15 protein-coding genes are annotated in these 18,519 nt (G+C 58.2%); 7 read left to right on the forward strand and 8 right to left on the reverse strand.

Annotated elements, in window-relative coordinates; genetic code table 11:
• Nucleotides 1-388 precede the first annotated feature (388 nt).
• The 6 genes from AABE20_RS01780 to rsmA all read left to right on the forward strand — a co-directional run bounded on the left by AABE20_RS01780 (nucleotide 389) and on the right by rsmA (nucleotide 9,065).
• Nucleotides 389-2,098: a porin gene (locus AABE20_RS01780; protein ID WP_338331552.1), complete on the forward strand. Its 1,710-nt coding sequence runs from the start codon at nucleotides 389-391 to the stop codon at nucleotides 2,096-2,098.
• 89 nt (nucleotides 2,099-2,187) lie between these two features.
• Nucleotides 2,188-3,330, forward strand: coding sequence for an LPS export ABC transporter permease LptF (lptF, locus tag AABE20_RS01785; RefSeq protein WP_338331553.1), 1,143 nt, complete (start codon nucleotides 2,188-2,190; stop codon nucleotides 3,328-3,330).
• A gap of 15 nt (nucleotides 3,331-3,345) precedes the next feature.
• Nucleotides 3,346-4,458 (forward strand): LPS export ABC transporter permease LptG, encoded by a 1,113-nt coding sequence (gene lptG, locus AABE20_RS01790; RefSeq protein WP_338331554.1) that lies wholly within the window; start codon nucleotides 3,346-3,348, stop codon nucleotides 4,456-4,458.
• Nucleotides 4,459-4,464: 6 nt separating this feature from the next.
• Entirely contained in the window at nucleotides 4,465-6,792 is a 2,328-nt protein-coding gene (locus AABE20_RS01795) for an LPS-assembly protein LptD (protein ID WP_338331855.1), read from the forward strand.
• An 81-nt stretch (nucleotides 6,793-6,873) separates the two neighbouring features.
• Nucleotides 6,874-8,238, forward strand: a complete 1,365-nt coding sequence (locus tag AABE20_RS01800; protein WP_338331555.1) for a peptidylprolyl isomerase — start codon at nucleotides 6,874-6,876, stop codon at nucleotides 8,236-8,238.
• On the forward strand, nucleotides 8,238-9,065 hold the full coding sequence (rsmA, locus tag AABE20_RS01805; RefSeq protein ID WP_338331856.1) for a 16S rRNA (adenine(1518)-N(6)/adenine(1519)-N(6))-dimethyltransferase RsmA: 828 nt from the start codon (nucleotides 8,238-8,240) through the stop codon (nucleotides 9,063-9,065). The genes AABE20_RS01800 and rsmA overlap by 1 nt, the downstream gene beginning before the upstream one ends.
• Nucleotides 9,066-9,074: 9 nt before the next feature.
• Here the strand turns inward: rsmA and AABE20_RS01810 are convergent, their stop codons facing one another.
• The 8 genes from AABE20_RS01810 to AABE20_RS01845 form a co-directional block, all read right to left on the reverse strand.
• Nucleotides 9,075-10,298: a class I SAM-dependent methyltransferase gene (locus AABE20_RS01810; RefSeq protein ID WP_338331556.1), complete on the reverse strand. Its 1,224-nt coding sequence runs from the start codon at nucleotides 10,296-10,298 to the stop codon at nucleotides 9,075-9,077.
• Nucleotides 10,299-10,419: 121 nt separating this feature from the next.
• Nucleotides 10,420-11,010, reverse strand: coding sequence for a 50S ribosomal protein L9 (gene rplI / locus AABE20_RS01815; protein WP_338331557.1), 591 nt, complete (start codon nucleotides 11,008-11,010; stop codon nucleotides 10,420-10,422).
• A gap of 11 nt (nucleotides 11,011-11,021) precedes the next feature.
• A complete protein-coding gene (gene rpsR, locus AABE20_RS01820) occupies nucleotides 11,022-11,297 on the reverse strand; it encodes a 30S ribosomal protein S18 (protein WP_025827191.1) in 276 nt (91 codons plus the stop codon).
• Between the two features lie 5 nt (nucleotides 11,298-11,302).
• The gene (rpsF, locus tag AABE20_RS01825; protein ID WP_086647171.1) at nucleotides 11,303-11,758 is read right to left on the reverse strand and encodes a 30S ribosomal protein S6; all 456 of its coding nucleotides are present in this window, start codon (nucleotides 11,756-11,758) and stop codon (nucleotides 11,303-11,305) included.
• 157 nt (nucleotides 11,759-11,915) lie between these two features.
• Nucleotides 11,916-12,494: a GNAT family N-acetyltransferase gene (locus tag AABE20_RS01830; RefSeq protein ID WP_338331558.1), complete on the reverse strand. Its 579-nt coding sequence runs from the start codon at nucleotides 12,492-12,494 to the stop codon at nucleotides 11,916-11,918.
• Nucleotides 12,484-14,463: an RNA polymerase sigma factor RpoD gene (rpoD, locus tag AABE20_RS01835; protein WP_338331559.1), complete on the reverse strand. Its 1,980-nt coding sequence runs from the start codon at nucleotides 14,461-14,463 to the stop codon at nucleotides 12,484-12,486. Before rpoD ends, AABE20_RS01830 begins: the two co-directional genes overlap by 11 nt.
• Nucleotides 14,464-14,618: 155 nt before the next feature.
• Nucleotides 14,619-16,448: a DNA primase gene (gene dnaG, locus AABE20_RS01840; protein WP_338331560.1), complete on the reverse strand. Its 1,830-nt coding sequence runs from the start codon at nucleotides 16,446-16,448 to the stop codon at nucleotides 14,619-14,621.
• Nucleotides 16,449-16,472: 24 nt separating this feature from the next.
• On the reverse strand, nucleotides 16,473-16,928 hold the full coding sequence (locus AABE20_RS01845; RefSeq protein WP_338331561.1) for a GatB/YqeY domain-containing protein: 456 nt from the start codon (nucleotides 16,926-16,928) through the stop codon (nucleotides 16,473-16,475).
• Between the two features lie 182 nt (nucleotides 16,929-17,110).
• On the opposite strand from AABE20_RS01845, the gene carA reads away from it, so the two are divergent.
• On the forward strand, nucleotides 17,111-18,517 hold the full coding sequence (gene carA, locus AABE20_RS01850; protein WP_338331562.1) for a glutamine-hydrolyzing carbamoyl-phosphate synthase small subunit: 1,407 nt from the start codon (nucleotides 17,111-17,113) through the stop codon (nucleotides 18,515-18,517).
• The last annotated feature ends 2 nt before the right edge of the window (nucleotides 18,518-18,519 follow it).

Below are 18,519 nucleotides of genomic sequence, written 5' to 3' on the forward strand. Positions count from 1 at the left end.
GAAGCCATTGTTATAACGATAAAGATTGCGTGATGAGCCACACAACAAAACAACCTTTACTCACCCGTTTTTCAATTTTTCCGTGCGATCTTTCTCTCTGCGCTTTACGGGGCTGGCTCATCTCCAAACAGAATTTCTCAGGGTCCACATATGCTAAAAATTATATAAATCTTTGAAAATATTACACTATTTTAACTGATAGAACGCAACGCATAACAACCATGCCCCGCACAAAAACCACCACAGCCCCACAATACGCAAAGCAGATAGCTGAAAAACGAATGGATACCCCAGCGCGCACGCAGCTTTGCCGCCCGTTATCCACATATTGACGACAGCAAGGCTTGGCTCCCACAGAGAACAGAGAATTCAAGGGAGTACACAGTTCATGGCATCGGGAAAAAAGGCACTGTTGGCTACAGTCATGGCTGCATCAGTTGCCGGGATGCCGCATATGCTCTCCACGCCCGCTTACGCGGATGACTACGCAGACCTGCTGGATGTGCTGCGCGCCAAAGGCAGCCTGACCAGACATGAATATGACACACTTCTGGCCAAGCATGTGCACCATGCCGCCCTTGCGGCCGAACCCCATGCCGCACACGCCACCCATGTTGCCTCGGGCAGTGCCCACACGGCCATGGCCCATGCGGCCCGTGGTGCGCAATCAGGTTACGAACCGGGCATCCGCTTTGATCCCGGCGCAGGCGAAAACGATGCGTCCTTGCGGGCGGAAGACGCCGCCACCCGTGCCGAAGCCAGTGCACGCTCCGCGCAGGAAGCCGCCAAAGCGCTGGATGGTGGCAATTTTGTCCGGGTTGCCAAATACGTTCCCGGCAAGGGCCTGACATTTAAGGCTGGCCCCATAGACATTAACCTGTCTGGCTTTGTGAACGGTTTTTATTCCTATAACAGCCCCGCTGGCGGTCGCCCCATTGCGGGTGGCGTGTCTTCCGGCTCATCGGGCTTTGACTCATCGGCTGTCAGGAACGGGCTGCTCCCCGCAGGGTTCATTCTCAAGATGAACACGGTGCAGCAGGGAATGGATATTTCCGCCGTTCTGGGCATGTATCCGGGGCTGGACAACGCCAAGCCTGCCGCCTTTAACGCCAACTCCGGCGGTAGCCCCGTGGGCCTTGGTACGGCTGGCATCGATCTTCGTCAGGTTTACATGACCTTTGGGAACAAGGACATCGGCACCTTCAAGATCGGTCGTGATCTGGCCCTGTTCGCCAGCGATGCCATTATGAACGATGCAACCCTGCTGAGTGTTGGCTCCACGGGGAGCAATGCATCGCCGGGCAATACGTCTCTGGGCCGTATTGGTGTGGGTTATGTGTATGCGGACTGGATACCCCAGATCTCCTACACCTCCCCCAAGCTTGGGGGTTTTCAGGGGTCGGTGGGTATTTTCCAACCGTTGGATGAATTCGGCTACGCCGATGCCACCAACCCGACCTCAGCCACTGCGGCCAGCCAGTATTCTGCCGGGTCTACACAACACTCCTCCCCCATGGTGCAGGGCCGCGCGGTGTATGACTTTGCCGTCTCCGATGTGCAGTTCCACATCTGGGCCAGCTTCCTGATCCAGCACATGCAGGGGTTGAGCAGCCTGCAAACCAACGGCACCACCCCTTTGCTCAGCGCCGATCAGCACCGCAGCACCATGGTGGAAGCCGGGGACATTGGCTCCAAGGTTACCTATGGTCCGTTTGAAGGCGTTGCCTACTATTACCGCGGCAGCGGGCTGGGCACGACGGGCCTGTTCTTTGATGGTGTGGACGCCAATGGCCGCAAGCGGAGTTCCGAAGGGTACTACGTGCAGGGCGCTTACCATATTACCAAAAAATTCCGTCTGGTTGGCAGTTATGGCGTGAGCAACCTGTATCTGGCAGGTGGCGAAAACACCGCTCTGGAAAGTGTTGCCGGGTCCGCAGGGCTGGTCCGCCGCAACCAGTCCGAGGTCGGGGCTGCGTACTACCAGATGACCGACTGGCTGACCGTCATTGGGGAATACTCCCATACCTCATCCTCCGCTCATGGTGGCGGCAAGGAGAGCGACAACACCGCATCAGGCGGCGTCATGCTGATGTTCTAGTCGGGGCCGGGCGTTGTGATCTCTATTTTATAGACCGATTACAGCCCGGACTGTTGCCTCTGGCACTGCGGAGGTAGATAACCGACACCATGACTGTCCGCTCCCTTATCCTGTGGCTCCAACGCCACCTTCTGACGCTGGACCGTTACGTGCTGCGCCAGTTGCTGGTTGCGCTGGCGGCCACAACGGGGGGGCTGACCGCACTGATCTGGCTTATGCAGTCGCTGCACTTTGTTTCGCTGGTTGTGGACCGGGGGTTGTCCCTGCGGGTGTTTATTGGCCTGACCAGCCTTCTGCTGCCGTCCTTTGTGGCGGTGGTCATGCCCATTACAACTTTTGTTGTCAGCCTGTTCATTTACCAGCGCCTGTCCAACGACCGAGAGCTTACGGTCATGCAGGCGGCGGGGCTTTCCCCCTTTGCGCTGGCGCGGCCGGGGCTGATCTGCGCCACGTTTTCCGCACTGGTCGTGTTTGTGCTCAACGTGTGGATTGTGCCGACCACCTACCACGCGTTCCGCCAGTACGAAATTCAGATCAGAAACAAGATGGCCGCCTTCATGCTGCAAGATGGTGTTTTTACAAAAATATCAAACACCATGACCGTCTATATCCGCTCGCGCGACAAAAACGGGGTTTTGTGGGGCATTTTGGTGGAGGATGACCGCCAGCCAGACAACCACGCCACAATTCTGGCCAGCCACGGCAATATGGTCATTGTCAATGACGTGCCGCGTGTTGTGCTCTATGATGGGTCACGTCAGGTTATCGACCGCAAGACCGGCCGGTTGAACATGCTTGTTTTCAAACAGGACACCATGGATTTTTCAACCGTACATCCATCAAACCAGCACACGCGTGATTCGGCTGAGATGTCTCTCTCCGAACTACTCTCCCCCGCCCCCAACGCCGTATCCGTGCGTGATCGGGGCAAGTTCCGGGTGGAAGGCTGGCGGCGCGTTACATCCCCGCTCACCTGCTTCTCCTTTGCCATGATCGGCATGTTCGCCATGCTCCGGGGCACGTTCTCGCGCCATGGGGGGGTAACGCGGCCTCTGGTGGCTGTGCTGTGCGTTGTGGGGTTGCTGGCCATGACCATGCTTTTGCAAAATCTGGCCGGGCGGAACATCCGCCTTCTGCCGCTTATTCCGCTCCTTGCCACCCTGCCGGGGCTGGTCTGCGCTTATGTGCTGTTCATGCCAGAAATAAAAACCTCCCGGCGCCCGCAGGCATGAGGGGCGTCTGAGCGTATGATCGCCGCTGTCACTCTCTCGCGCTATATTGCACGGCAGTTCATGCTGTGCGTTCTGGCTATGGTCGCCGCACTTACGGGCGTGATCTGCCTGTTCGACCTGATTGATCTGTTCCGCCGGGTTGCCTCCCGCCCCGAGGTTCCCTCCAATATTGTGACGGAAATAGCCGGGCTGCACATACCCTATTTTGCCATTGAAATTCTGCCCTTTGGTATTCTGCTTGGCGGCATTGTGTGCTTCTGGCGGCTAACCCGCTCATCCGAACTGATTGTTGCGCGGGCTGCGGGTATTTCCGCATGGCAGTTTCTGGCGGCCCCCCTGACCTGCGCCATTGCGCTTGGCTTGCTGGCCACATGCGTGCTCTCCCCCCTTTCGTCGGTCATGTACCGGCGGGCGGCGGATCTGGACCAGCAGTATCTGCGCTCCGATGGGGGGCCACTCAGCCTTTCTGGCGGCTCCCTCTGGCTCCGGCAGGCGGATACGCAGTACGACCCCCAAGGCGTTGCCATGCTGCATGCAGGAAACGTACAGGTGGCTCAGGGGCAGTTGCATATTCGCGATATCAGCATCTTTCGGCTCGACCACGAAGACCGGCTGGTGATGCGAATCGAATCTCCCAAAGGGTCTTTGCAAAGTGCCGGATGGGAGCTTACAGAGGCTTCGGTTGTAAAACCGAACAACATTCTTCAGTCCGTTGGCACGATCATCCTCCCCACAAGTCTCACCCTTGAACGGGTGCAGGAAAGTTTTGCTTCACCCGACACACTGTCCGTCTGGACATTGCCGGGCTTTATAAGCCTGCTGGAACATTCAGGTTTTTCATCCATACGCCACCGTATTCATTTTCAGTCCCTGCTCGCATTGCCTATACTGGCTGGCACCATGGCGCTGGTTTCGGCCGGTTTTTCCATGCGTCCATCACGGCGGGGGGGCGTTGCCAAAATGGTTGGGTCTGGTGTTACGGCAGGTTTTCTGCTTTTCACCATATCCAAAGTCGCTGAGCAGCTTGGAAAGTCAGGAGCGCTTCCCCCCGTTCTGGCTGCATGGGCACCTACCCTTGCCGGGCTATGCCTGGCTGTTGCACTACTTCTTCATCTGGAGGATGGCTGATTGATCGTGGCGCTCCGGCCTTTTTGCTGCGCCCTGCTGCGCCGCCGCTCCACCCTGAGTGCTGCAACCGCACTGGGCAGTGTTGCGGCATGTCTGGTTATCAGCCAGCCAAGGGCCGCGTTTGCGCAGTTCAAACCCAAGTCCATGCACGTAAACCCCAGCCAGAAGACATCCCCCAACGACCCCGCAACATTTCAGGCCGACAAAGTTGATTACAACGATGTCGAACACACCGTAACATGGACGGGCAACGTGCAGGTCTGGCAGGGCGAACGGGTCCTGCGCGCGGACAAAATTGTATATGACAGGGATACGGGCCTTATTGCCGCACGCGGGAATGTGGCCACCATCCAACCGAACGGATCGGTCATATACGCCCATTATGCGGAACTGACAGGCGGCATGAAGGACGGGATCATGCTGCACGTAAACGCCACCATGCCAGACAACGCCAAAATGGCGGCCAACGGCATGCGGCGTACCGGCGGCAAAATTAACGACATGAGCCGCGCCGTGTACACGGCCTGCGAAATCTGTGAAAAAGACAAAACCCGTCCGCCCTTCTGGCAGTTCCGCGCCTTTAACGCGACGCAGGACCTTGAACACCAGAAAATAGACTTCCGCGATGCCTATCTGGATATTATGGGCATTCCGGTCATTTATTTACCCTATTTTTCCATGACCGACCCATCTGCCAAGCGGCGGAGCGGCTTTCTCATGCCCGGCGTAACGCCGCATGACCGCTACCTTGGCACCTATTTTACAATTCCCTATTACTGGGTCATCAATCAGCAGTCTGACATGAGTGTGCAGGGCCTGTTCGCCACCAAAACAGGACCGCAGCTCAGCGCCTTTTACCGTAACCACCTGAATTTTGGCCAGTTGAGCATCCGTGGCGGGGTCGCCTATGACACCCATAGGAACGAGTCCTACACCAACAGCTTTGGCCAACCCGAAAACAGCGGGGGCAACCATGGCATGCAAGGCCATATTTTCGCCCGCGGTGATTTTTCCATTAACAAATACTGGCGGGCTGGCGCCAATATCAAACTGGCCAGCTCCGCAAACTACATGCGCGATTACCGTGTGCAGGGCTATGGGGAAGATACCCTTACCTCCACCGCCCATGTGGAAGGGTTTGGTACCGGTTCTTACAGCCGCCTAGACGGCGAGTACTATCAGGGGCTGAACCAGGGTATCATTCATAACAAGGATCTGCCCCTTGTACTGCCCCGTTATACCTACAGCTTTACAGGACAGCCGGATGCGCTGGGTGGCCGCCTGAGCGTTGACACAACGGACTTTAACGTCCGCCGTGGAAACGGCGTGTCTGACCAGCGTGGTGAACTCCAGTTGAACTGGAACCGCCCATTCCATACCAAAATGGGCCAGCAGTTCCTGCTAACCCTGCGACTGGACTCAATGGTCTACCGCGCGCGCAAGCTGTACCAGCAACCCACTTACTACAATACCTCCCGTACGACCGTAAGCGGGCAGGTGCTGCCCACCATCGCCTTAAAAACCAACTGGCCCTTTGTCCGCACGTTTGAACATGGCCGGGGCACCCAGCTGATCGAGCCAATTGTGCAGGGTATTTACGCCCCCAATACCGGCGCGGGGACAAATGACATGATCCCCAACGAAGACAGCATGAGCTACGAATTTACCGATAGCACGCTGTTCGCCCTCAACCGCTACCAAGGAACAGACAGGCTGGATGGCGGATTGCGCGGCAATGTGGGCATTCACGCCAACTGGACATGGGACGGCCACGTAGTGGACCTGCTGGCGGGCGAAAGTTTTCAGCAGCATATTACGCATGACATGCTCCCCTACTCCGGGCTGGACCACCATGCCTCGGACGTGGTGGCGCGTGCACGCGTCATACCCAGCCAGTATTTTGACTTTACAGCCCGCATGCGGCTGGACCCGCACACGACCAAAATCAATTTTGGCGATGCGCTGTTCAGTGCCGGTGTGCCGCATTTCCGCATTCGTGGCGGTTATATTTACGAGCCTGTGACGCCTTATTACTATTTTGCGACCAACTACCGCTCCTCTCCCCCCAACCAGCTCTACACAACGCAGACAAGCGAACTCAGCGGCGGTGTGTCCGTGGACTGGCGGAACTGGCACGCTTCAGGCTTTTCCCGGCGCAGCCTTTCACGCAAGAACTTCGTCTCTCTGGGGGGGGATCTTGGGTATGATAATGACTGCTTCGCTATCGACTTCATGTATCTGAAGCAATACACCACCATCGGTGGGGAGCAGCGTAACTCGACCTATCTGGTCACGGTAAGCCTTAAAACGCTTGGGGCTTTTGGCCTCAAGTAAGAACTGCTTCAAAAATAGTGCCATCTCCGGTATCACAAACAGATCGTTCTGATATGGCAGAAAGCTGAAAGACCGTTCCGTATGCGTCTGCGCTCCTTAACACTGGCTTGTTGTTCTCTTACCGCGCTGGCCCTTCCGGTCTGTGTGGCGGCTCCCCCTGCTGTGGCGGCCACACACCACCGCACGTCAGCCGCAAAAACCGCGCAGGCCCCCGTGGCGCAGCCTGAACCCGATGATATGATTGTCGCGGTGGTGAACAGCATCCCCCTGACCAAAAGAGACGTGGACAATCGCGGCAAGCTTTTTGCCCTTTCCACTGGCCTGCCCGTATCCGATGACCTGATGGCCCGCCTGCGCCCACAGATTATTCGTCAGATGATTGATGAAAAACTGCGGACGCAGGAAATTCTGAGCCGTCACATCAACATTGCCCCCGAACAGATTGCCGCAGCCATTGGCAATATTGAAAAACGGAATGGCATGCCCGAAGGCACCCTGCGCAGCCACCTTGCGCAGGATGGCGTTTCCCTGACCACACTCATCGACCAGTTGCGCGTACAGATTGGCTGGATTCAGGTCCTGCGGCAGGAACTTGGCCCGCGCTCACGCGTCTCCGCAGGCGATATTGCCCAGCGTCAGGCCGCACTCAAGCGTGAAGAAGGCCGCACGGAATACGAAATTAGCGAAATTTTCGTCAAGGTGGATGACCCCCGCCACGCGGAAGAAGAACTCGCTTTTACCAACACGGTTATTGACGAACTCCACAAGGGCGCTCCCTTCCCCATTGTGGCCGCCCAGTTCTCCCAAAGCCAGACAGCGCTGGATGGCGGCTCCATGGGCTGGGTGCAGGAAGATGAGTTGGACCCAAGTGTTGTGGATATTGTGCGGCAGATGCCTGTAGGTGTTGGCGCGGTCTCCAACCCCATTACCGTGCCCGGCGGGTTCCTGATTGTGTCCTTGAACGGCAAGCGGATCGTGGGCAAGGAAATGGGCCATATGGTCGATGTCCGTCAGGTTTTTGTATCGTTTGACACACCACTGGACCCCCAGCACGTAACCCCGCAGCAGGAAGCCGCGCTGCAACGGGCTATGCACATTATCGAAACAACCCATAACTGCCCGGATATGGAAGCCGCCAACAAGGCCGAAGGCGAAAAACGCCCGAGCAACCCCGGTGAACTTCCCCTTGAGCGCCTGAACCCACAAATGCAGTCCGTTCTGGCGGAGCTTCCCATTGGTCAGGCTTCCCGCCCCATGGTCTCGCGCGAGGGGATTGACCTGCTTATGGTCTGCTCCAAAACGGAAAAGAACTTTTCCAACCGCTCCCCCAGCGAAATTGCGGACCAGTTAATGAACGAACGCGTAGAGCAGGCAGCCCGTCAGCTTGACAGCGATCTGCACCGCCGCGCCATGATTGACCTGCACGTTAAACTGAAAGGGGCGTAATCCTGCCTCCCGAACTGGAAAGCCTGCGCGATGTTATTCGCCGGCATGAGTTGGACGCCCGCAAGGCTCTGGGCCAGCACTTTTTGCTCGACCCAGGCATTACCGACCATATTGCAGCCCTTGCAGGCACTCTGGCCGGGCAGCATGTTGTGGAGGTTGGCCCCGGCCCCGGTGGCCTAACCCGCTCGTTGCTGGCCGCGGGGGCCAGCACGGTTACCGCTGTGGAACTGGACACGCGCGCCGTGGCGGTCATTACGGAACTGGCCGAGTTTTACCCCGACCGCCTGCGCGTGATCGAGGCCGACGCCCTCAAGCATGACCTGACAACACTCTGCCCCTCCCCCCGGCAGATTGTAGCCAACCTGCCCTACAATGTTGCAACGCCCCTGCTCATCGGGTGGTTGCGCCAGGGTACGGCATGGGAACGCCTGACCCTGATGTTCCAGTGGGAAGTGGCCGAACGGATATGCGCAGCCCCCGACAGCGAACATTACGGCCGTCTGGCAGTGTTAAGCCAGTGGTGCGCGGATTGTTCTGTGGTGATGAAGCTCCCCCCGGGTGCTTTTACGCCCCCTCCGGCAGTCTGGTCGGCTGTGGCCAGCATTACCCCACACCATGAGCAGCCCTCTCCTGCCCTGTTCAAGGCCATGGAGCGCGTTACTGCCGCAGCCTTCGGCCAAAGACGCAAAATGCTGCGAGGGTCGCTTAAAAGCCTGAACGGCGCAAAGCTGCTGGATGCCACCAGTATAGACGGCACCCGCCGGGCCGAAACCCTGAGCATTGCAGAGTTTGACCAACTGGCGCGTGCACATCTGGCTCTGGGTTAGACCTTAGCCTTAGCTGGCGGTCTGGCGTCTTTCCGCGTCCACCATGTAATCGCGGGTGTAGGGGACCGCGCTTATGGAGGGGGAAAGCTGCAACTGGAAGTTCATGTGCCCCTGCACGCGGAAGGCGAGTTCCGCCGCAACCAGATAAAATTCAAACATTCTGGCAAAGCGTTCATCATACATGGCCACAGCTTCCACGCGGCGTTCGGCAAAACGCTCACGCCAGATGGCAATGGTTCTGGCATAATGCAGGCGCAGGATCTCGCAATCCGTAACCCATAGCCCGGTCTGCTGCACGGCGGAAAAAACCTCGCTCAGTGCGGGAGAATACCCACCGGGGAAGATGTATTTGTTCATCCACGGGTTGGTGGTTCCGGGTTCATCACTCCGGCCAATGGAGTGGATCAGCGCAATACCATCTGGCTTCAGGGCGTTACGGACTGTCTCAAAAAACGCCTTGTAGTGCCCAACACCGACATGCTCAAACATACCAACCGAGACAATACGGTCAAACTTGCGCTGTAAATGCCGGTAGTCCAGCAGTTCAAAATGAACACGCTCCGCAAGCCCTGCATCCTGCGCACGCTTGCGCGCAAAAGCCAACTGCTCTTCCGAAAGGGTAATGCCGGTTACAATCGCGCCGTAATCACGCGCCAGTGTCAGGGCCATACCACCCCAGCCACAACCTATGTCCAGCACCTCCAGACCGGGGCGATCAAGCTTGAGCTTGGCGGCAATATGGTGCTTTTTGGCCTCCTGCGCCTCATCCAGCGTTTCTTCTCCCGTGCGGAAATACGCGCAGGAATACTGCCAGTCCTTATCCAGAAACAGCGCATAAAGGCTGTTCCCCAGATCGTAATGGTGGGCCACGTTCTGCTTGGAGCGGGAGGTGGAGTTAAACTGGATCCAGCCGCGCCGCACATAGCGCAAAGCAGCGGAAAACTGCTCCGTTATATGCCCCGATGGGTTCATGGCGTTCAGCATAAGCAGGTTCAGCAGGTCGTAGAGCGTGCAGTCCAATGGCTCCAGACAGCCATCCATATACGCTTCACCAAATGCCAGACCGGGGTTGAGCACCAGAGATTTGACCGCTGCCGTATTTTTAAGATGCACACCGGCCTGTGGTCCGGGCTTTTTGCCCGTGTAGGTATTGCTGGCACCATCTGGCCATAACACGCGCAGGGAGCCGGATTCTACAAAATGCCGCAAGATCGGCCCCAGAATGCGCTTCATGCTCAAAATTCCCTATGTGTAAAAATCTCCAGAAACTACATAGAACGAAACCGACAAACCGACAAAAAAAAAGGACCGGCCAAAGCCGATCCTCTTTTCATACTCTCGCAGAAGCGAAAACTCAGGCAGATGCTTCCTGAGTTTCAGCGTCTTCGGCGTCAGCAACGATTTCGCCTTCAATAAAGGCTTCGTCACCGGCCAGAGTGGCTTCTTCTTCCACGGAGGTCGCTTCGCCACGTGCCTGACGTTCAGCTTCTTCCTGCGAACGGGCAACGTTAACGATAACAGACACGACAACTTCCGGGTGCAGGGAAACCTTAACCTCATAAAGCCCAAGGGACTTGATGGGGTGTGCAAGGGAGACCTGCTGGCGGGAGATGGTAAAACCAGCTTCCGTCACGGACTCTGCCACATCGCGGGGGCTTACGGAGCCATACAGGCTACCGCTGTCACCAGCCTGACGGATCAGGACAACCGCCAGACCTTCCATCCGTTCGGACAGACGTTCTGCTTCTTCGCGGTTCTTGATGTTCTGCGCTTCAAGCTGAGCACGTTCACGGTCAAAACGGGCGCGGTTGGCTTCGTTCGCACGAATGGCCATGCCCTGCGGCAGCAGGTAGTTACGGGCATAACCCGGACGAACCTTTACCGCATCACCCATCTGACCCAGATGCGCTACGCGCTGGAGCAGGATTACTTCTGTAGCAGCCATGGTTGTTCCCCTCAGCTTACAACGTAAGGAAGCAGAGCCAGGAAGCGGGCACGCTTGATAGCCTGCGCCAGCTCACGCTGCTTTTTTGCGGAAACCGCCGTAATACGGCTCGGCACGATCTTGCCACGTTCGGACAGGAAGCGGCTGAGCAGACGCACGTCCTTGTAGTCGATCTTCGGCGCGTTGGGGCCGGAGAACGGGCAGGACTTGCGACGACGGTAGAACGGACGACGTGCGCCAACAGCCGGACGACGGGCGGCGGGGTTGATTTCTGTGGTTTCAGACATCTGAATTACTCCGCTGCGTTTTCTGGCTGGTCAGCAACCCGGTCGTCGCCACCGCGACGGCCACCACGGCCGCTTTCAAAACGACCACCGGCTGGCTTGGCGCCACCACGGAAGCTGCCGCGTTCGCCACGATCTTCGCCCTTGCGGGACAGAACGGGGGACGGAGCTTCGTCAATTTCTTCCACCCGCAGCGTCAGCAGACGCAGGATGTCTTCATTGAGGGACAACTGGCGTTCAATTTCCTTGAGCAGCTCGGAACGCACTTCCAGACCCAGAAGAGCGTAATGGCCCTTACGGTTCTTTTTAATGCGGTATGCAAGGCTGCGCAGACCCCAGTATTCACGCTTGCGAACGGCACCGCCGTCTGCTTCGATCTGAGCGGCAATACCGTCCAGAATAGCGTCCACCTGCTGCTGAGAAATGTCATTACGTGCAATCAGCACGCTTTCGTAAAGTGGCATGTTTGCTCCCTTCGGATACAATCAACCCACCCGTGCCGAACCCTTTCGGCAGCGGTGCCTCTGAACAAGCCAGAAACCAAGGGTATAGCCGGACCAATGCCTGAGTCCGGCAGGGAAAGGGAGTGTCAACCACACCCCGCCCGGAAATGCAAGATATTTAGCAGCGCAGATGCGCAGGAATATCCAGACCAAGCCGGTCTGGCACATCCCATTCCTCCTCCACGCGCCGGATCACCTCAAACCCCATCTGCCTGTAAAGCGGTAGGGCACGGGGATGATCCGCCGTGCAGGTGTTGACCCGCACGCTCTCAGGCCCGCAAGCCCATGCCCGGCGCAACACCCCATCCAGAAAAGCCCGGCCAACCCCCTGCCCAATGGCATCGGGCAGCAGGCCAAAATAGGCCAGATTGATATCCTGCGGGTCTGTCAGGTTCAGTTCATAAAACCCGCGAATATGCCCGTGCTCACGCAACAGACCAACTTTTATGGGAGCGGTGGCCAGCAGATGGGCCAATGCCTTGTCCGACAGAACCTGCCGCATCCACCAGCAGCAGTTGCGCCCAACACCAAAATGCAAGGCCCGGTACTGGGAGACGGAAAGACGCACATCGTCTTCAAACACCCATCCCTGTGGCAGTACCAGGGGTGGCAGTGCGGGAGGGCGGGCCATACGCATGAAGGTGACAAGCACCCTCATGCGCGTAACCGGCTGAAGAAAGCCTAGATCAGTTATCATCCAGGAAGGAACGCAGCTTGCGGCTCCGGCTGGGGTGCTTGAGCTTACGCAGCGCCTTGGCCTCGATCTGACGAATACGCTCACGCGTTACGTTAAACTGCTGGCCGACCTCTTCCAGCGTATGATCGGTGTTCATGCCAATACCAAAGCGCATACGCAGCACACGTTCCTCACGCGGGGTGAGCGAGGCCAGAACGCGGGTCGTTGCTTCACGCAGATTGGTCTGGATTGCCGCATCGAGGGGGATAACCGCCGATTTATCCTCGATGAAGTCCCCAAGATGGCTGTCTTCCTCATCCCCGATCGGGGTTTCGAGAGAAATTGGCTCCTTGGCGATCTTGAGCACCTTGCGCACTTTTTCCAACGGCATACCCAGCTTTTCAGCCAGTTCTTCGGGAGCGGGTTCCCGACCGATCTCATGCAGCATCTGGCGCGAGGTCCGCACCAGCTTGTTGATGGTCTCGATCATATGCACAGGAATACGGATGGTGCGCGCCTGATCCGCAATAGAGCGGGTAATGGCCTGCCTGATCCACCACGTGGCATAGGTGGAGAACTTGTAGCCACGGCGGTATTCAAATTTGTCCACCGCCTTCATCAGGCCGATATTGCCTTCCTGAATCAGGTCAAGGAACTGAAGACCACGGTTGGTATATTTTTTGGCAATGGAAATAACCAGCCGCAGGTTGGCTTCGATCATTTCCTTTTTGGCACGGGCGGAATCGCGCTCACCACGGGCGACCGTGGCGTAAACACGCCGGAACTCACCAATTGGCAGACCGGTTTCCTGCGCCAGACCCGCCACGTTGTTACGCAGGTCCACAACTGTTGATGCGTGCTTGGCAACAAAGTTTTTCCATGACCGGCCCGGCAGGGCGGAGGCCATGTCCATCCAGCCCGGATCGAGTTCGCGGCCACGGTACTTCATCAAAAAATCATCGCGCGAGACGCGGCAGCTTTCGGCCAGACGCAGCATACGCCCTTCCAGCACGTTCAGGCGCTGGAACATCTGCTTGAGCTGGGCCACCAGATCTTCAATCCGGTTGTTGTGCAGGTGAACCTGCTCAACCTTGCTGACCAGCTGGTCACGCAGAGCGATGTAATTATCCTCAAACGCGCCGTCCACATCTTCGCCAGATGTCAGGGCTTCAATACGGTGTACCTGCAATTTGCGCAGGGCCTCATAGAGCGGTTCGATCTCAGCAAAATGGGCCAGAATTTCGGGCTTGAGCTTTTCTTCCAGCGCGGAAAGGGACAGGCCGCTGCCTTCGCCTTCAATATCGCCTTCGGATTCGGTATCGGACTCTTCCGCCTCTTCGGTCTCGGATTCGGCAAAGCCTTCGCCTTCAGCGCCCTCGGCCCCTTCTTCCATCGGGCCGCCGCTCTGCATGGCTTCAAGATCCACAATGTCACGCAGCAGCATTTCATTGTTACGGATTTTTTCATGCCACGAGATAATGGCGCGGAAGGTCAGCGGGCTTTCGCACAGGCCGCCGATCATTTCGTCCCGGCCAGCCTCGATCCGCTTTGCAATGGCGATTTCGCCTTCGCGGGAGAGCAGTTCGACCGTGCCCATTTCGCGCAGATACATACGAACGGGGTCATCCGTGCGACCCGCACTTTCGTTCACATTCCCTGCGGCGGGGCTTTCTGCATCCGCTTCGGCTTCGGCCTCTTCCTCATCCGATTCTTCATCGTCTTCGGCAGGTTTCTGGGCTTCGCCTTCTTCGCTCTCTTCGCTTTCGACCACCTGAATGCCCATTTCGGACAGGACGGCCATAATGTCCTCGATCTGTTCGGAGGACATCTTATCCTGCGGCAGAACGGCATTCAGCTCATCAAACGTGATGCATCCCCGCTCGCGCCCTTTTGCGATCAGCTTTTTGACCGCGGATGACTGAGTATCCAACAGGCTGGAATCACCATCCTGTTCCTGCGCTGCGTTCGTTGATGCCGTTTTTGTCGCCATGCCAGACCTGCTCCTCCCCCCATCTGCATCCCGGACAGGATACAGAACGACCAGTTTATTACACTACACTGTTCACGTTATTCGGGGCGGGCAGGACGTGGGATATACTGAGCGCGAAGTCAAGAGGAACACCCTCAGGAACATTCAGCTTCTGTTCAGATATCCGCATCATCCAGTCCGCCACGGCGCAGGCGCTCCATGGCCTCCAGCCGCGCCTGTAATCTCTGCCACTGGCTGGTATCTCCCGTTTTTTCGGAAAAAAAACGGGCCACATCGTCCGTAACCTCACGTATGAACTGGTCACGGTACAACAAGCCGTAAAAATGCCACCATCGTGTTCTGGCGGCAACAATCTCTACGTCTCCATGGCTCAGACCTGTGCCATCAACACGCATGAGCGGCGCCAGAGTTGCCTCCTGCCCGTGCTCCTTCAGCCATGCCCGCAGGTCATCCCCTGTCTGGGGCAGACGACCATCGGCCGACAAGTCCAGCAGCACACCACGCAATGGCGCAAAATCCACTGGTAAGTCAAGGCGGCACAGGGCTTCTTCCATTTCCGCCACCAGTTGTGGGTGCTCTACTAACAACAGCAGCATAAGCCGCTGTTGCTCCCGCACCTGGTCCATATCCACCGTGTGCGAATCCTGCACGGCGCCCGGCGGCGCAAAACCGGACCTGCCCCCCTGCTGCTTCCCCCGCCCCTGCTGGCGGAAGGTTGCAAAAAAACGGTCCAGCAGCGTTGCACGGTATTCCGATGCCAGAGCCTTGTCCGGAATAAGAGCGGCCACTTCGGCCAATCTGCGCCGCAGGGCTGCCCGCTCCTCCGGCCCCGGACTGGTCACACCGCCCACCAGCAGGTCAAACAGCACGCTGGACAGGGGCGATGCCCCGGCAAAAAACTCGGCTACAAACGCAGCCCCCCGCTGGCGGACCAGACTATCGGGGTCCTCCCCATCGGGCAGAAGGCAGATGCGTAGCGTGTGGTCGGGCGCCAGCAGAGGCAACCCGGTTTCCGCCGCCTTGACCGCAGCCCGCCTGCCCGCGCCATCACCGTCAAAACATAAGATGGGGGCGCGGTCGACCTGCCACAACACCTCCAGTTGCTCGGGTGTGAGGGCCGTACCCAAAGGGGCCACAGCCCCCGTAAAACCCGCCTGATGCAGGGCTATGACATCCATATACCCTTCCACCACAATCAGGTCCGGGGCCACCACGCCCTTTGGCCTTGGCGCCCGTACGGCAGCACGGGCGCGGTCCAGCCCGAACAGGAGCCTGCGCTTGGAAAAAAGCGGAGTTTCCGGCCCGTTCAGGTATTTGGGCTGCCCATCCCCCAGAATACGCCCACCAAAAGAGACAAGCCGCCCCTTGCGGTCACGGATCGGGAACGTCACACGCCCCCAGAACAGTTCTCCCTTGGGCCGACCGTCCTCATCCACCCGCATCAGCCCGGCCTGCGCCATCTGCTCAGGCGTAATACCCTGTGGAGCCAGCGCTTCCACCAGATGCCCCCGCCCCGCGCTGGCCCAGCCCAGACCAAACGCGGCTATAGTCTCCCGCGTAAGCCCCCGCCCGAGCAGATAGTCCAGCCCTGCGCGCCCTTCGGGTTTGTAAAGTGCGGCGGACCACACCGCCTGCGCTGCCTCCAGCACATCTTCCAAAGAGCGGGCATGGGCCACCTGCTCACGCGTGACGCGGGTATCCTTTGGCACTTCCATGCCTGCGGCAGAGGAGAGTTCCTCCACAGCCTCGGGGAAGTTTTTGCCCTCCATCTGCATGACAAAGGAGATCACATCTCCATGCACACCACAGCCAAAACAATGGAAGTGGTCGTCGTACACATAGAACGAGGGCGTTTTTTCCCCGTGGAACGGGCAGCAACCTTTCCAGTTCCGGCCAGAACGCGCGAGTTTGACCCTGCGCCCGATGACGGACGTTATGGGGGTGCGCGCACGCAACTCATCCAGAAAGTTGGAATCAATGGCCATTTGGAGCCGTTGCCACCCTAAGCCTTAACCCAGCAGGGCTTTTACGGCGGCACTTGCGCGGCTCATATCCAGCGCAGCACCAAACCTGCCTTTAAGCACCCCCATAACCTTGCCCATATCCTTCATGGAGGCAGCCCCTGTGGAGGCAATGGCTTCGGCCACGGCGGCGTTCAGGGTTGCTTCGTCCAGTTCTGGCGGCAGGTAGCCACGAATGACGGCAATTTCGGCCTCCTCCTTATCCGCCAGTTCCGGGCGACCGGCATCACGGTACAGGGTGGCGGATTCCGTGCGGGACTTGATCATACCGCGCAGGGCGGACACGCCTTCCTCCTCACTCAGCCCTTCATTGCCCTTGGCACGGCCTGCAATTTCCACATCCTTGAGCTTGGCCGTGACCATACGAATGGTGGCAACGCGCGCGCTTTCGCCTGCCTTCATTGCGGTTTTCAGGTCTGCCATCAGGCTTTCACGAAGGGTCATGCTTCTTCTACGCTCCATATGTGTTTATAATCGCTGCGGAGCATATCACCCGCCACGAAAAAAAGCTTTAGCGGGAAAAAACTTCCCAGCCTCCCACGCACCCAGCGCGCGCATGTGGGAAATTTCTTCCCACCTGTCTGACATGCTGCTAAAAGAGCGCTCCGGGAGGAACCATTTTGCACATGCCCATGTCAATCGACTCCATTATAGCCCGCATTGGCGGAGCAGACGCCACAGCGCGGCTGACCGGCGTTGGCACCGAGGCCATTCGCAAATGGCGGCAGGCGCAGGCCATTCCCTCCCGCCATTGGCCAGCCATTGCCCAGGCCACGGGTCTTTCCCTTCAGGACCTCCAGCCCACACCCGCAGTTACAGACAGACCCTCCCCGCTTGCGGGAGGCAGCCAGACAGGATCATCCATGCCTCAAGCCCGCCCGGATGGCGCGACCGCCGCTCTTGTTCTCGCTGATGGCAGCGTATTGTGGGGGAAAGGCTTTGGCGCTTTCACACCCAAGCCCGCCATTGGGGAAATCTGCTTTTCCACCGGCATGACCGGGTATCAGGAAACCCTGACCGACCCCTCCTTTGCCGGGCAGATCATTACCTTTACCTTCCCGCATATCGGCAATGTTGGCACGAATGCGCTTGATGACGAGGCCACCCGCCCCGCAGCCCTTGGGCTTGTGGTCAAGGAAGACCCGACCGAGCAGGCCAACTGGCGCGCAACCAGCAGTCTGGATGCATGGCTCAAGCAGCACGGCACCCCCGGCATTGCAGGCGTGGACACCCGCAGCCTGACCCTGAAAATCCGTGATGGCGGCGCACAGACCGCAGCCCTTGTTTTCCCTGCCGATGGCAGGTTCGATCTGGACGCCATTGCAGCAGACGTGGCGGCGTGGCCGGGGCTGGAGGGCATGGACCTCGCCAAGGAAGTGACCTGCACAGCCCCCTATGAATGGTCCGAAGGTGTGTGGTCATGGCCCAACAACACCGCAGCCCCCACGGGCAAACGCCGGAAGGTTGTGGCTGTGGATTACGGGGCAAAACGCAACATCCTGCGCTGCCTTGTCAGTGCCGGGTGTGACGTAACCGTGGTCCCCGCCACCACCACGGGCGAGCAGATTTTGGCCCTCAAGCCCGAAGGCGTGTTCCTCTCCAACGGTCCGGGGGACCCTGCGGCCACAGCAACCTACGCCGTGCCCGCCATCCGCACCGTGCTTGAAGCGGGCATACCGCTGTTTGGCATCTGCCTTGGGCACCAGCTACTTGCACAGGCACTGGGGGCCAAGACCTACAAAATGGAACGCGGCCACCGGGGGGCAAACCAGCCCGTGCAGGACCTTGCAACCGGCAAGGTGGAAATTACCAGCCAGAACCACGGTTTTGCCGTAGACGCCAAAACCCTGCCCGAAAACGCGCATGTTACCCATGTCAGCCTGTTTGATGGCTCGAACGAAGGTCTGGCATCGGACAAATACGCCGCGTTTTCCGTGCAGTACCACCCCGAAGCAAGCCCCGGCCCGTCCGACAGTTTTTATCTGTTCGAACGCTTTGTCACCCTGATCGACACCAACGGCGTCAAGCACTAACA

It is taken from the genome of Acetobacter zythi (assembly GCF_963921165.1).
Classification (GTDB): Bacteria; Pseudomonadota; Alphaproteobacteria; order Acetobacterales; family Acetobacteraceae; genus Acetobacter.

Excerpts from the sequence above, each read along its gene's own strand:
- rpoD (WP_338331559.1), bottom strand. The coding sequence starts at position 14,463 with ATGGCGACAAAAACGGCATCAACGAACGCAGCGCAGGAACAGGATGGT.
- dnaG (WP_338331560.1), bottom strand. The coding sequence starts at position 16,448 with ATGGCCATTGATTCCAACTTTCTGGATGAGTTGCGTGCGCGCACCCCC.
- rpsF (WP_086647171.1), bottom strand. The coding sequence starts at position 11,758 with ATGCCACTTTACGAAAGCGTGCTGATTGCACGTAATGACATTTCTCAG.
- lptF (WP_338331553.1), top strand. The coding sequence starts at position 2,188 with ATGACTGTCCGCTCCCTTATCCTGTGGCTCCAACGCCACCTTCTGACG.
- AABE20_RS01830 (WP_338331558.1), bottom strand. The coding sequence starts at position 12,494 with ATGATAACTGATCTAGGCTTTCTTCAGCCGGTTACGCGCATGAGGGTG.
- lptG (WP_338331554.1), top strand. The coding sequence starts at position 3,346 with ATGATCGCCGCTGTCACTCTCTCGCGCTATATTGCACGGCAGTTCATG.
- AABE20_RS01845 (WP_338331561.1), bottom strand. The coding sequence starts at position 16,928 with ATGACCCTTCGTGAAAGCCTGATGGCAGACCTGAAAACCGCAATGAAG.
- AABE20_RS01810 (WP_338331556.1), bottom strand. The coding sequence starts at position 10,298 with ATGAAGCGCATTCTGGGGCCGATCTTGCGGCATTTTGTAGAATCCGGC.
- rpsR (WP_025827191.1), bottom strand. The coding sequence starts at position 11,297 with ATGTCTGAAACCACAGAAATCAACCCCGCCGCCCGTCGTCCGGCTGTT.
- AABE20_RS01800 (WP_338331555.1), top strand. The coding sequence starts at position 6,874 with ATGCGTCTGCGCTCCTTAACACTGGCTTGTTGTTCTCTTACCGCGCTG.
- carA (WP_338331562.1), top strand. The coding sequence starts at position 17,111 with ATGCCCATGTCAATCGACTCCATTATAGCCCGCATTGGCGGAGCAGAC.
- rplI (WP_338331557.1), bottom strand. The coding sequence starts at position 11,010 with ATGGCTGCTACAGAAGTAATCCTGCTCCAGCGCGTAGCGCATCTGGGT.
- AABE20_RS01780 (WP_338331552.1), top strand. The coding sequence starts at position 389 with ATGGCATCGGGAAAAAAGGCACTGTTGGCTACAGTCATGGCTGCATCA.